We start from the raw sequence: 13,488 nt of genomic DNA on the forward strand, positions 1-13,488 counted from the left end.
TTTATAAATCATCAAGCCAATGATAGCCTCAGCGAAACACACGAGATTGAGGATAGACATGAACCGGCAAGACTTCCGAAAAAGATTTGGCACCTCAGGCCCGGTCATTTTGCCTGTCATTCATGTGATTGATTCCGATCAGACGCGCAGGAATATCGAGACGGCAATCGCGGGCGGCTGTCCCGGTGTTTTTCTGATCAATCACGATTTTGAAAAGGAAAAGCTGGTTCCGATCATCAGGGAGATGCGGCAGGCGTTCCCTGACATCTGGATAGGCATCAATTTTCTGGCCGTGACGGGTAAATTTGCGTTCACCATTCTGGGCGCGCTTCAGGCAGAAGGGTGTCAGGTTGACGGCTACTGGGCCGATGATGCCCGCATTGACGAGCGCCGCGCCGAAGACGACCAGCCCGAGGCCGACGAGATCGCCAACATCCGCAAGCAAAGCGGGTGGAATGGTCTTTATATTGGCGGAACCGCCTTCAAGAAACAACGCGAGGTCGACCCGGCAGATTACGCCAAAAGCGCGCGCATCGCGACGGGGTACATGGATGTCGTTGTCACATCCGGCGTGGCCACGGGCCATGCGGCCGACGTCGGCAAAATTGGGATTTTTCGCGAACACTGCGGGGACACGGCCCTTGGCCTTGCCTCCGGAATCACACCTGAGAACGCCGCGCAATACGCAGACGCGGTTGATCTTTTCATGGTGGCGACAGGCATCAACTTCGACGGGGATTTTTACAATATCGACCCTGACCGCCTCAAGCACCTCATGGACCTCACATCGAAATAAGGGAGAACTCAAGAATGGCTGACGACAAAGGACCCAGAGACGACCGTTGGTATTTCTCGCTCATGGCGCCGAACACCAAGGGCGACAAATTTGCATGGCTGGACCCGACGTCCATCTACATCAATGGCAAGGCCTATCACGATCTGCTCGACGATCTGTGCAACGATCTGAATGCGGACGAAATAGACGTCGTCGCAGGACTCGACGCGATGGGGTTCGTGTTGGCTGCAGGTATCGCGGCGCGCATCGGGCGTGGGTTTTTGCCCATCCGCAAGCCCGGCAAGCTGTGTGTGGACACGGACAGCGCGTCAATGACAAACTATTCCGGCCAGACGCAGTCGATGGAAATGCGCACGCCTGCCTTTGCGCCGGGAACACGGGTTTTGCTGGTGGATCAATGGGTTGAAACCGGCGGCACGATGCATGGTGCGGTGCAGCTTGTTGAACAACAGCAGGGCAAGGTCGCCGGCATGGTCGCCATTGTCATGGAAGAAAACGACAACACCGCTGAATACCGCAGGAAATACAATTGCGTAACGGCCATTCAGCCCGGCACCGAATGGCAGCGCCAAGCCAATGCGCAGTATCTCGAAAGCTTCAAGACATATAAGCCCGAGATGGCGTTCCCCGTCTAAGGCCGGGGCACGGCGCTCATTCAGCTTGGGGGCGCGCCCGTTTCGGCGTGCCCTGCTTGCGCTGGAAACCGATTGCTGCACGCGACGGGCGTTTCGCAAGATACCCGGTCGCGGGGTGGTAACGGGCCTGCGGATATTCAGAACCTTAATGGCTTCTCAATTTGAATTTCCGTTGTTAATGTGGCTCGCATGGGCCCCATCAACCTTCCGACAGAGCTTTTGCGCGCTTTCATCACCGTTGTGGAAGTTGCGAGTTTTACCCGTGCTGCGGAAATTCTGGGGCGCACACAGCCTGCCATCAGCCTGCAGGTCAAGCGGCTGGAGGAGTCGGTCGGCTGCACGCTGATCGAGCGTAAAGGCAAGGAAATATCCCTCACCGAACGCGGCGAGGCGCTGGCGATCCATGCCCGGCAGATCCTGCGGCTGAACGATCTTGCAATGGCGCAGTTCGAACGACCAAACCCTCTGGCCAAATTGCGTGTGGGCCTGCCTGTGGATTATGCGGTCAACGCGCTGCAATCCTGCCTGACCGAAGTCGTCAAACAATACAGCGACATCCAGATCGAGATACGTTGCGATCTGTCCAAACATCTGCTGTCGGCCATGCGCAGCAATGACATTGATATCGCGGTAGCCTTGTTTGACGGGGATGATCAGCAGTTCCTGTTCCGCAATTGGAAGGAACAGCCCACATGGGTCGGGGCCATGGATTTTGAAATCTGCGATCAAACCGATATCCCGCTTGTCGTGCACCCCTATGGCTGTGTCTACCGGGACCGGATGGCCACCGCATTGAAACTGGCGGGGAAAAGCTGGCGCATCGCATATTCAAGCCCGGGGATTGGCGGGCTTCAACGCGCGGTTCAGGATGGGCTCGGCCTGTCCTGCCTGACCGCGCCCACGGTTCAAAGCGGGATGCGCAAATTTACGGAACAAGACGGCCTGCCCGTCCTGCCGCCCCTGCACATCGGCCTGTTTGCGCGCCAGACACAGTTGGGCGCTGGCGGATATGCGGCGATTGATGCAATGGTCACAACGCTGGAGGCGCATGCATCGGGCACGCAATCTGGATAAGCGCTCATTATGCAAGCATATCAACGATAAATTTCACAAAATCTGCATTTTACAATAGCATTCTTTCAAACACCGACCGAACCTGAAGTTCGGCAAGACAATAATAGCTCTTTTGTTGAAAAAAGAGCATCCAACCGGGAGACGACGATGACTAAGACAACACCAGGATCATTCATGAGCGCACCAAGCCGGCGCCAATTGCTCAAGGCGGGCGGTGCCGCTGTGCTGAGCACGCCCTTTGTGAGCCGTGCATGGGCCTCAACCACCGAGATCAACATGCTGGCGTGGTACGGACACGGCGAGCCGGATATCGTTGCGGAATACGAAGCTGCCAACAACGTGAAATTCGTTCCCAAGTACTATGCAGGGGGTGACAACATGCTGGCGCTGATCGCGCAGTCCCCGCCGGGCACTTACGATCTGATCCTGTCGGACGCGGAGTTTGTGCAGCAGCTCAACCTCGCGGAATATATCGAAGAGATGAACCCCGGCGACTATCCGCTGGACGATATGCTGCATGAGGATTTCACACAATTTCCCGGCCACTGGGCCGATGGCAAGATGTATTCCATGATGCTGCGTGGCGGCCATCTTGGTGTGTCTTACAATACGAATTCTGTGTCTGCCGAAGAAGCGGAAAGCTACGCTTGTTTCTGGAAACCGGAGCTTGAGGGTAAGGTCGGTCACTTTGACTGGCACCTGCCGACGCTGGGCATGATGAGCCTTTATGACGGCAATGGCGCAAACCTGTGGAACCTTGATGATGACCAGTGGGACAAGGTGCAAGAAACCACCATGAGCCTGCGCAAACAGGTCGGCGGTTTCTTTGATTACGGCGGCACGTTCAACGGTCTCAAGAACGGCGAGATGCAGGCGATGGTCGGCATCGGCGACTGGATCACCGGCGTTCTGGAAAAAGACGGCGCACCGGTCGCATCCGTGATCCCGAAAGAGGGCGGCATCCAGTTCACCGAGAGCTATTCCATCGGCAAGGGCAGCGAAAAAGTGGAAGAATCCAAGAAATTCATCCAGTATATGATGTCACCTGCAGGTCAGGTGAAATCCGCGCAGATGGCGGCATATCCAGGCTTCTGCGTGACCAAGGCAGGTCGCGCCGCCCTGATTGAAGCGGACCCGGCCGAAGCACAACGCTCGCATCAGATTGACGGTGATCCACAAGACCCCATCACGCTGATCAAAGAGGGTCGCATCCATTACCGTGACATCCCACAGCAGCAATCGCTGGAGGATTGGAACGACTTCTGGTCCGAGTACAAGAACGCCTGAGCAACCGCTGAGAGACGTCAAAGAGGGCGGCCCGCGGGTCGCCCCCCTTCCCCAAAGAGTGCGAAAGCCCCATGTCATCCAAACCCGAGACGCGACCGAATATCTATGCGCTGACCTGGCGCCTGCCGATCATCTTCTGGCAATTCATCTTCTTTGTCGGGCCTGTCCTGTTCATGGTCGCAATGTCGTTTTTCCTCGTGAAAAACTACCGCATGACCGAAGCGTTCGAATTTGTGAACTGGTCCAGAATGCTGTCGCGTGGCTATTTCTGGGACAGTTACTGGTATACGGTCTTCATCGCCTCGGTTTCGACCGTCTGCGCGATGTGTATCGCATTTCCCGCAGCCTTTGCTTTGGCCTTTCGCGCCTCTGAAAGCACGCGTCGCTGGGCGATTTTTCTACTGATCATTCCTTTTTTCACCAGCTATCTGGTGCGCACCTTTTCATGGTTCGTGATCCTTGCGGAAAGCGGCGTGCTCAACGCCATGCTGGGCACGATTGGCCTTGGGCCCTACACGATGCTCAACACCAACTTTGGCACCTTGGTCGGATATATGACGCTGACCCTGCCCCTCGTTGTGATCCTGCAAACCGTCACCATGGCCAATATCGACAAGAACCTGATTGAAGCGGCCCGTAACCTCGGCTGCTCGCCGCTCAAAACGATCTGGCAGGTGATCATTCCGCTCGCCAAGACCGGCCTGATCATTGCCGCGATCTTTTGCTTCATCCTGTCGTTTGGTGATTTCGTGGCCCCGTTTTACCTTGGCGGATCACAGGAACCGACCCTGCCGATCCTGATCCTTGATACGACCAAATCGGGTCAGCAATGGCCCCGCGCCGCGGTGGTCGCCATCATGATGATGCTCACGTTGTTCGCCATTGCCTTCACCGGCATCGCCTTGGCCTACCGCAAGGGAAAGGGCGCGAAATGAAACAAAGCCGTTCCCTGAACTTTGCCCTCGCCCTTTATGTCGCGCTGATCTTTGTGTTCGTTTTTGCGCCGATCGTGTTCAGCATGATCTTCTCCTTCAACTCGCAACGGTTTCCGACCATCCCGCTGGGCGAATTCACCACCGAGTGGTACGCAAAAATCCTTGCGGACCCTGATGTCTGGGAGGCCGCGCTGAACAGCCTGATCGTGTCTTGTTCGACAGCAGTCATCGCGACCTTTCTGGGGTTCAGCACGGCCTATTCCGATTTCCGCTATGGTTTCCGGTTCAAGGGCCCCTATCTGGCGCTGATCCTGTTGCCGCCGACCATTCCGTTGATCATCATGGCGCTGGCGATGCTTGCATGGTTTTCCAAGATCGGCATGTCCGGGCAGCTTTATTCGATCATCATCGCGCACAGCGTTCTGACAGCGCCTTTTGCCATGGCCGTGATCCGGTTGCGCCTCAACCAGATGGACCCTGATCTTGAATCCGCCGCGTGGAACCTCGGCGGTTCAGAATGGCAGACCATGCGTCATGTCATCGTGCCTTTCTGCAAGCCTGCGATCTTTTCCAGTCTCTTTCTGACGGCTGCGGTTTCCTTTGATGAATTTGCCGTTTCATGGTTCGTCTCGGGCCTGAACAAGACACTGCCCGTTGTCGTGCTCGAAATCGTTCAGGGCAACATTGACCCGCAGGTCAACGCCATCGGCACATTTGTTTTCCTTATCTCAATGACCCTTGTTGTGCTGGCGCAGTTGTTTTTCGCCAGTCGCCAAATGAAGAGCACTTAATCATGAACAAACCACTGGTTGTCTTTGACAAAGTAAAAAAACACTTCGGCAATTTTGTCGCCGTGAAGGAACTGGATTTCGAAATCCGCGAGGGTGAGTTTCTGGCGATCATGGGTCCATCGGGCTGTGGCAAAACCACCACCCTGCGCATGCTGGCCGGTCTGGAGGCCCCGAGCATGGGCGAAATCCGCCTTAATGACCGGGTCATGAATGATGTCGCCCCGCATGAACGTGACACACCGCTGGTCTGGCAATCGCTGGCGCTTTTCCCTTTTCTGACCGCGCGTGAAAACGTGGAATTTGGCCTCAAGATGCGCGGTGTCGACAAGGCAGAGCGGCGTGAGCGCGCCCTGAAGTGGCTGGACAAGATGGGCATTCTGGAATTCTCCGACCGCCATATCTCGACCCTGTCGGGGGGGCAGAAACAGCGCGTCGCCCTTGCGCGTTCGCTGGTGATGGAACCGCAGATCCTGCTGTTGGACGAACCGCTTTCGGCGCTGGATGCACATCTTGTCATCCGCATGCAGGCTGTCCTGACGGACCTGCAGCGCGAACTGGGCATCACCTTTGTCTATGTCACCCATTCGCAATCCGAAGCTTTTGCCATGGCCGACCGGGTCATTATCATGGGCAAGGGCGAGATTGCGCAGATCGGCACGCCAAAGGACATCTACCGCGAACCCGCCAACCAGTTTGTTGCGGAATTTGTCGGGCGCAACAACATCCTGTCGGGCAAGGTGGCATCGGTGGACGGCGACACGGCGCGCATCACGACGCAATCCGGGGCCTTTACCGTGCCCACCAATGAGGTGCATCTCATCGAAGGGCATGACGCGAGTTTCGTGATTTCAGCCGACCTCGTCCATATCGCCAAGGATGAACCGGCCGAAGCGAACAACGCCTTTTGCAAGCTGATCTCCGAAGAGTTCGTGGGCTCCATGGTCACGCTCTTTCTTGAGGATGCGCAGGGTCATGAGTTCAAGGTACAGATGCAGGAACGCGAACTGTCGAAGTTCGATCTGCACAGTGGCGATGAAATCTGGCTGTCATGGGACACGCAGAGCGCGCATGTCCTGAACCAGAGCTGACAGGGTGATCCGCAACCCGATCCCCTGGCCCAATGGCGCGAAATGTGCCGTTGCGATCACCTTTGACATGGATGCGGACAGCCTGATCCATATCGCCAAACCCGAAGACGCACATGAGCGGCTCTATCCCATATCAATGGGGCGCTATGGGCCGATGGTCGCCCTGCCCCGCATCCTTGACACTTATCGCCGCCTCGGTCTGAAACAGTCATTCTTCATCCCTGGCTGGTGTCTTGAGACATACCCGGATGTGGCCGAGGCCATTCTGAAAGACGGTCATGAGATTGGCCATCACGGCTATCTGCACGAGGACCCGGTCAAAACGCGCGGCGCGCAGCGGGAATGGTTCGAACGCACGCTTGATGTCCATCTGCGCATTTGCGGACAAAAGCCGCAAGGGTACCGCGCGCCTGTCTATAACATCACGCAGGAAGTGGTCGATCTGATGATTGAGCACGGGATGCGCTATGACAGTTCCATGATGGCGGATGACATTCCCTACCGGTTGCAGACCGCCAATGGGGCGCTCTATGAAATGCCGGTGCATTGGGGCACGGATGATTGGCCCCCCTTCGCCCATTACGATGAAATCGGGTATATGATGCCTGTCGCCGGGCCTTCGCACGGTCTCAGTGGTTTTTGGGAGGAGTTCGAGGCGCAATACGACGCGGGCGGGTTTTTCATGCTGATCATCCATCCATTTCTGACCGGACGTCTGGCGCGCTGGAAACAGGTCGAGGCGTGGATCACCCGGACACGCGACACGCGGGACGTCTGGTTTGCAACGCTGAGCGAAATCGCCGATCATATGGACACATTGCAACGGGACGGCATCTGGCACCCAAGTGTCGAGACGCTTCCCTACTATCAAGGTCCGGTTTTGGGTCAAAAGGAATGACAGATATGAATGACGCCGATATCCGCCTGCTGCGCATCGCCTATGACGAGGCGAAAGCCGGTTTTGACGAAGGTGGCTGCCCCATCGGCTCTGTTCTGGCGCGCGGTGGCGAGGTCGTGGCACAGGGCCGCAATCAAAGGGTGCAAAAGGGCGATCCGATTGCTCATGGCGAGATGGACGCGCTGCGCAAGGCGGGCCGTCAAAAGAGCTATCGCGACACGACGCTTTATACCTCGCTCAGCCCCTGCATGATGTGTACGGGCACGATCATTCAATTCGGTATCCCCCGCGTTGTGATTGGTGAAAACAAGAACTTTGGCGGCAATGAGGACTTTCTGCGCTCCAAAGGGGTTGAGGTCATCGTGGCAGATGATCCCGATTGCATCAATTTGATGCAGCGTTTCATCACCGAGAAGCCCGAACTCTGGGCCGAGGACATTGCCGAATAACCCCTGACATCCAAGTTCGGGTCGCACATGGCAAAACCCGCTGCGGTGCGAACATATCGTTACGAATCATCGGCAGACGGGCAAAACGCGCGCAGGTCATGATCTGATTGCACAATGTCCTGCATCTGGCAGACCTGCCCTGCGCACTCTATTCCACCGGCTGAGCCCACAGCATATATCTGCCAAGACCACCAAATTTACGGTTGACGGAACCTGCCCCGGCCACAATACTTAGCGCACAAACTAAATTCAATGCTACGGGGATAAAACCATGACGACATTGGTACGTAACGCCTGGTATGTCGCTGCCTGGTCTACAGAAATTGACGATGAGCTGAGACGCTTTGTTATTCTGGGCGATCCGGTCTTGCTGTTCCGCCGCACCGATGGGCGCGTCGCAGCGCTTGAAGATGTTTGCCCACACCGCCAACTGCCGCTGAGCATGGGCAAACGCATCGGCGATACGGTGCAGTGTGGATACCACGGGCTGACCTTTGATACGGACGGAAAATGCGTGCGCGTGCCCGGACAGGACCGCATCCCCCTATCCGCCTGCGTCGATGCCTATCCCATCGAAGAGCGCAGCGGGATCGTCTGGATCTGGATGGGCGAGCCGGAACGCGCCAATCCCGACGACATTTTTGATTTGCCGCAGTTTCACGATGACAGCTGGCACATGCACCACGGCGGCGCGCTGCATATCGAATCGAACTATCTGAATGTGGCCGAAAACCTCGTTGATCCTGCGCATGTGAGCTTTGTGCATGAAACAACGCTGGGCAATTCCGCCTCCGAGAACGTGCCCGTGCATGTTTCAACCGAAGGTGAAGAGATCATCGCATGGCGCTGGATACGCGACTCCGAGCCGATCGGTTTCTTCAAGGCATTTGGCGGCTTTACCGGCAATGTGGACCGTTGGCACTATTACCATCTGCGCCTGCCCTGCACCGCCTATATCGACTTTGGCTCTGCCGATGCGACCCGTGAAATCGCAGAGGATGACCGCGACAGCGGCACCCGTATTCTGGCCCTGCATTTCATGACACCCGTAACGGAGACCTATACAATCGACCGCTGGATGCACCTGCGCAACACTGCGGTCGGCTCCGATGAGGCCTCTGACAAGATGGATGCAATGTTCGAGATTGCCTTTGGTGAAGACAAGGAGATCCTTGAAGCGGTTCACATCGAAGAGCAACGCCCGCGCAAGCGACGTCCGATCCGCCTCGCGATTGATCACGGGCCCATGGTCTACCGCAAGCGCATCGCCGAAATGCTCGAACGCGAGCGCATCGATGATGCGTCAGCGCCCACCAATGGGGCCTACGTCATCCATAGTTGATAGCATCCGCAGGCGTGCGGGCACCGCAGCCCGCGCGCCTGCGATGGCGGTGAGGTGCTGCTTGCCAAGCGCCAAATCGCGCGTTTACTGATATGACCGCGCGGCAGGAAAGCGGCAAGGATCACGAAAACTGAACACTTCAGGGGGTTTCACATGCAACGCTACGAACTCGACCCGGAATTTGAGGCGCGTTACGAATGGACACGCGGCCCGACCCATTTGTTGGAAGAATCCGATCCGAAAACCACTGCGCATCTGGTCATCGACATGCAGAACGGTTTTCTGCGGCCCGGCGCATTGCTGGAAACACCCCCTGCCCGCGAAGTCGTACCGCAGATCAACGCGATTTCGTCGGCCCTGCGCGCGGCGGGCGGCATGGTCGCTTTTACCCGCTTTGCCTATGATCCGACCGAAAAAGCGTGGGATGCCTTTTATCGTCGCTTCCTGAACCCTGTGCGCTCCTCCGCCCAGCAGGAGGCCTTCGGACCGGACGCGCATGACCTGCAACTCTGGGACGGGCTAGATATCGACCCGAGCGATCTGGTCGTCGACAAGACCCGGTTCAGCGCCTTCATCATGGGCACCTGCGATATGCATGAGATCTTGCAGAAACGCGGTATCCGCACGCTGATCATCTCTGGTACGATGACCAATTGTTGTTGTGATTCAACAGCGCGCGATGCGATGCAATATGGCTATGACGTTGTCTTTGCGGCAGATGCCACCGGGACCGTATCCAAAACGGAACAGGATGCCGCCGTGCTCAATATGGCGCTGCTGTTTGCAGAGGTCGCAAATACCGAAGATATCGTTTCAGCATTCACGCGCTAATCGCTGCTACAGACACAACGCACGTCAGGGCTTACAGCATGCGCAGCCTGCCTCATGGCCTTTGGTTTATGATTTGCGCCGCGCGGAAAGGTCCAGCACCCGGCCGAACAGACCGCGCGGGGCCACCACAACGATGACAATGAACAGCAGACCCGTCGCAAGCAGCCAGTATTGGCCAAGCTGGTCGGACAGCTGATCTTCGCCCCAGCGGACCAAAAGCGCGCCCGCCACCGCCGCCAGCAAGACACCGCGCCCGCCCACGGCCACCCAGATCAAGACTTCTGTTGATAGTGCAAAGCCGATCAACTGCGGTGAGACAAAGCCGAACTGCGCCGCAAACAGCCCCCCGGCAAGACCTGCCACCATGCCCGAGAGCAAAAAGGCAAAAAGCTTGGCGATGGTGACATCAAAGCCGAGAAACCGGGTTCTTTCCTCATTGCTGCGGATCGCGGCAAGCAGCGTGCCAAAGGACGTCTGCGTTAGCCACAACAGCAGAAAGTAGACCAGCACAAGGATGCCGAAGACCAGAAAATACGTCTCGAGCCCACTCAGGTAGATATCTTCGCGCGGCCAGGGCGTGGTCAGGGGCGGCACCCCGCGCAGGCCGTTATAACCGCCGATAAAGGCCCAGCGACCTGCAGCGATTTCGATGACCACCGCAGCACAAAGCGTAACGACGGCCAAATGCGCCCCGGTGATGCCGCGCCCACCAAAGAGGAACAGCCCCAGCACAAAAGCGACACCCCCCGCCGCGAGGGTCGCCAAAAGCAGCCCCATCAGCTGGCTGTCGCCCAGCATCGGGAATTTGCCCAAGGTCACCAGCGCCATGACATAGGCGCCGACCCCAAAGAAAATCGCTTGTCCGAAACACAGGATACCCACCTGCCCCCAGATGAACGAGAGGCTGAGCGCAAAGAGCCCGTATGTCAAAAGCTGGGCCAGCTGGCTGAGACGCCAGTCATCAAGACCAAGCGGCGCGAGCAAAAGTGCAAGGCCAAAGGCGATCGACAAGAGGATTGGAAGACGGGGCAACATGTCAGCGAAAACCTTTCCACAAGCCTTGTGGCACAAAACGGATGATCAGAATGGCAATCAGGAAGACGACGATCTGCGCATCTGCCTGCTCCATGTTTGCCGACAGAATGCCGGTGGTGCCCCCGATGGTGCCTGCGCCGACCACGGCCCCGACGAGGGAATTCAAGCCCCCCACCAGCACCGACAGAAACGCCGGAATTAGAAAGCCCACGCCCATCTGCGGATCGACGCTGATCATGGGGGACATGATCGCCCCGGCAATCCCCGCCAGTGCTGAGCCGACAGCAAAGGTCGCCCGGTCCATCCGGCGCGTGTTCACCCCGAGCGAGCCCGCCATGGCGCGGTTCGAGATTACCGCGCGCACCTGAAGGCCAATCGTGGTGCGATAGATCACAAGGTAGATCGCAAGCGCCAAAGCAGCAGCCAGCGCCATGATCACGAGCCGATAGGCCGGATAATCCACGCCCATCAGACTGACCGAGCCGGGCACAGGGTTGGTAATGCTGACCGCGCCCGGCCCGAACAGGATGATGATCAGCTGTTTCAGCGCAATCGACAGACCCCAGGTCGCAAGGATCGTATCAAGGGGGCGGCCATAGACATGCCGGATCACCACTTCCTCGATCAATATGCCCGCCACGCCCACGACTATGGGGGCGGCCATGATGCAGATCCAGAAAGGCACCCCCGAGGCCAACAGAGTGGCCACGGTATAGGCCCCGATCATGAACAGCTCGCCATGCGCCATATTGATGATGTTCATCATCCCGTAGATGATCACCAACCCCAGCGTGACAAGCAGCAGCGTTAACACGTAGCTGAACGTGTCGAGACCGATCAAGATTACGATGTCCATGGATAGGTGTCCTCGCTAGACGGAAAGATATCGAGCGATCAACTCGCTGTCGTTTTGCAATCGGGCCATGTCGTCGATCCGCTCAACAATAGCGCCATTCTCCATGAACAGCGCGTGATGGCCCAGAAGACCTACCAGATCGAGGTTTTGCTCGACGAGCAACACGGTCAGCCCGTGCGCGCGCGCGTATTCCCTGAGGGCAACGCCGATGTCATGGACGATGGACGGCTGGATCCCTTCGGACGGCTCATCAAGGATCAGCAGATCCGGCTGACCCAGAAGCGCGCGCATGATGGCAAGCTGCTGTTGTTGTCCGCCTGACATGGTGCCCGCCTGCTGGCTGCGGCGTTCCTTGAGGATCGGAAAGACATCATAGGCCCATTCCGGCACGGTGGACCCAAGGCCCGGCTTGCCCAAAAGCCCCATGCGCAGGTTCTCTTCAACGGTGAAGTCACCAAATATCTCGCGCCCCTGCGGCACATAGCCGATTCCGGCGCGCGCAATCTTGTAGGAACTGGCTCCGGTAATGTCCTCGCCTGCAAAGCGAATGGACCCGGCACTTGCCTTGATCTGCCCGACGATGCTGCGCATCAGGGTGGTCTTGCCCATGCCGTTGCGGCCCAACAAGGCCACGAAATCACCCTGCGCGATGCTCAGGTTCAAATCCTGCAACACCAAAGAGCCCTTGATGTACCCGGCGTGCAGTTTATCGATTTCAAGGATCATGACGCCTGCCCCAGATAGCATTCGATGACCTGCGGGTTGTTGCGCACCTCGTCATAGGTGCCCTCAGCAATCACCGTGCCGCGCGCCATCACAGTGATCCGGCAATCAAGGTCGAGCACAAATTGCATGTCATGCTCAATCACCAGCACCGTCTTTCCAAACTCGGAAGTCAGCCTGCGGATAAGGGCCGCAATGGTCGCGGTCTCCCCTTTCGACATGCCCGCCGTCGGCTCATCAAGCAGCAGCAAATCGGCATCCACCGCCAAAAGCATCACGATTTCCAGCCTTTGCTTTTCGCCATGGGCAAGATCGCTGGCCAGCACATCGGCCTTGTCGGTCAGCCCGGCAAAGTCGAGCAGTTCAGCCAGCCGCGCAGAGTCGACCTTGTGCCAGATCAGCGAGCGCAGGGTCGGTTTGCGTGACGCGGCCGCCATCGGCAGCGCCACGTTCTGCAACACCGTCAGTTCGGGAAAAATCCCCGGCACCTGAAACTTGCGCGAAACGCCGCGCCTCGAAATCGCAATCGGTCCCTTGCCGCTGATCGCCTCGCCGCGAAAACGCACCGTGCCCGATGTTGGCTTGAACGCCCCGGTCAGCACATTGAACAGAGTGGTCTTGCCACAGCCATTCGGCCCCAGAATGCAGCGCAATTCACCCGGCTGCAGCGACAGGTTCAGTGCGTCCAAGGCAACGATACCACCAAAACGCTTGGTGATATCGTCAACTTCCAGCAGGGCCGTCATCT

At 57.5% G+C, this 13,488-nt stretch carries 15 protein-coding genes; 11 read left to right on the plus strand and 4 right to left on the minus strand.

Translation table 11 applies throughout. The annotated features are described in order from the left end of the window. Positions 1 to 58 precede the first annotated feature (58 nt). The 11 genes from K5Q35_RS05250 to K5Q35_RS05300 all read left to right on the plus strand — a co-directional run bounded on the left by K5Q35_RS05250 (position 59) and on the right by K5Q35_RS05300 (position 10,126). Entirely contained in the window at positions 59 to 796 is a 738-nt protein-coding gene (locus tag K5Q35_RS05250; RefSeq protein ID WP_220798692.1) for a BtpA/SgcQ family protein, read from the plus strand. Between the two features lie 14 nt (positions 797 to 810). Beyond that, a complete protein-coding gene (locus tag K5Q35_RS05255) occupies positions 811 to 1,431 on the plus strand; it encodes a phosphoribosyltransferase family protein (protein ID WP_220798693.1) in 621 nt (206 codons plus the stop codon). A gap of 189 nt (positions 1,432 to 1,620) precedes the next feature. Then, on the plus strand, positions 1,621 to 2,505 hold the full coding sequence (locus K5Q35_RS05260) for a LysR family transcriptional regulator (RefSeq protein WP_220798694.1): 885 nt from the start codon (positions 1,621 to 1,623) through the stop codon (positions 2,503 to 2,505). A gap of 174 nt (positions 2,506 to 2,679) precedes the next feature. Next, the gene (locus K5Q35_RS05265) at positions 2,680 to 3,792 is read left to right on the plus strand and encodes a PotD/PotF family extracellular solute-binding protein (protein WP_013961998.1); all 1,113 of its coding nucleotides are present in this window, start codon (positions 2,680 to 2,682) and stop codon (positions 3,790 to 3,792) included. A 71-nt stretch (positions 3,793 to 3,863) separates the two neighbouring features. Next, entirely contained in the window at positions 3,864 to 4,727 is an 864-nt protein-coding gene (locus K5Q35_RS05270; RefSeq protein ID WP_220798695.1) for an ABC transporter permease, read from the plus strand. Beyond that, positions 4,724 to 5,518 (plus strand): ABC transporter permease, encoded by a 795-nt coding sequence (locus K5Q35_RS05275; RefSeq protein WP_013962000.1) that lies wholly within the window; start codon positions 4,724 to 4,726, stop codon positions 5,516 to 5,518. Before K5Q35_RS05270 ends, K5Q35_RS05275 begins: the two co-directional genes overlap by 4 nt. 2 nt (positions 5,519 to 5,520) lie before the next feature. Continuing rightward, complete coding sequence (locus tag K5Q35_RS05280) at positions 5,521 to 6,606, plus strand: ABC transporter ATP-binding protein (protein ID WP_013962001.1); 1,086 nt, start codon at positions 5,521 to 5,523, stop codon at positions 6,604 to 6,606. A gap of 4 nt (positions 6,607 to 6,610) precedes the next feature. Further along, positions 6,611 to 7,504 (plus strand): polysaccharide deacetylase, encoded by an 894-nt coding sequence (locus K5Q35_RS05285; RefSeq protein ID WP_220798696.1) that lies wholly within the window; start codon positions 6,611 to 6,613, stop codon positions 7,502 to 7,504. Positions 7,505 to 7,509: 5 nt separating this feature from the next. Continuing rightward, the gene (locus K5Q35_RS05290) at positions 7,510 to 7,953 is read left to right on the plus strand and encodes a nucleoside deaminase (protein WP_220798697.1); all 444 of its coding nucleotides are present in this window, start codon (positions 7,510 to 7,512) and stop codon (positions 7,951 to 7,953) included. 271 nt (positions 7,954 to 8,224) lie between these two features. Continuing rightward, entirely contained in the window at positions 8,225 to 9,295 is a 1,071-nt protein-coding gene (locus tag K5Q35_RS05295) for an aromatic ring-hydroxylating dioxygenase subunit alpha (RefSeq protein WP_220798698.1), read from the plus strand. Positions 9,296 to 9,448: 153 nt separating this feature from the next. Beyond that, complete coding sequence (locus K5Q35_RS05300) at positions 9,449 to 10,126, plus strand: cysteine hydrolase family protein (protein ID WP_220798699.1); 678 nt, start codon at positions 9,449 to 9,451, stop codon at positions 10,124 to 10,126. A gap of 66 nt (positions 10,127 to 10,192) precedes the next feature. Here the strand turns inward: K5Q35_RS05300 and K5Q35_RS05305 are convergent, their stop codons facing one another. The 4 genes from K5Q35_RS05305 to K5Q35_RS05320 are packed head-to-tail and all read right to left on the minus strand — an operon-like array spanning position 10,193 to position 13,486. Continuing rightward, positions 10,193 to 11,161 carry a branched-chain amino acid ABC transporter permease gene (locus K5Q35_RS05305; protein WP_220798700.1) on the minus strand — a complete coding sequence of 323 codons (969 nt, stop codon included), beginning with the start codon at positions 11,159 to 11,161 and terminating at the stop codon, positions 10,193 to 10,195. Position 11,162: 1 nt separating this feature from the next. Then, positions 11,163 to 12,017: an urea ABC transporter permease subunit UrtB gene (urtB, locus tag K5Q35_RS05310; RefSeq protein ID WP_220798701.1), complete on the minus strand. Its 855-nt coding sequence runs from the start codon at positions 12,015 to 12,017 to the stop codon at positions 11,163 to 11,165. A 15-nt stretch (positions 12,018 to 12,032) separates the two neighbouring features. After that, complete coding sequence (locus tag K5Q35_RS05315) at positions 12,033 to 12,743, minus strand: ABC transporter ATP-binding protein (RefSeq protein ID WP_013962008.1); 711 nt, start codon at positions 12,741 to 12,743, stop codon at positions 12,033 to 12,035. Continuing rightward, the gene (locus K5Q35_RS05320) at positions 12,740 to 13,486 is read right to left on the minus strand and encodes an ABC transporter ATP-binding protein (protein WP_220798702.1); all 747 of its coding nucleotides are present in this window, start codon (positions 13,484 to 13,486) and stop codon (positions 12,740 to 12,742) included. Before K5Q35_RS05320 ends, K5Q35_RS05315 begins: the two co-directional genes overlap by 4 nt. Between the last annotated feature and the right edge of the window lie 2 nt (positions 13,487 to 13,488).

Source organism: Roseobacter sp. OBYS 0001 (genome assembly GCF_019654895.1).
In the GTDB taxonomy this organism is placed as follows: Bacteria; Pseudomonadota; Alphaproteobacteria; order Rhodobacterales; family Rhodobacteraceae; genus Roseobacter; species Roseobacter litoralis.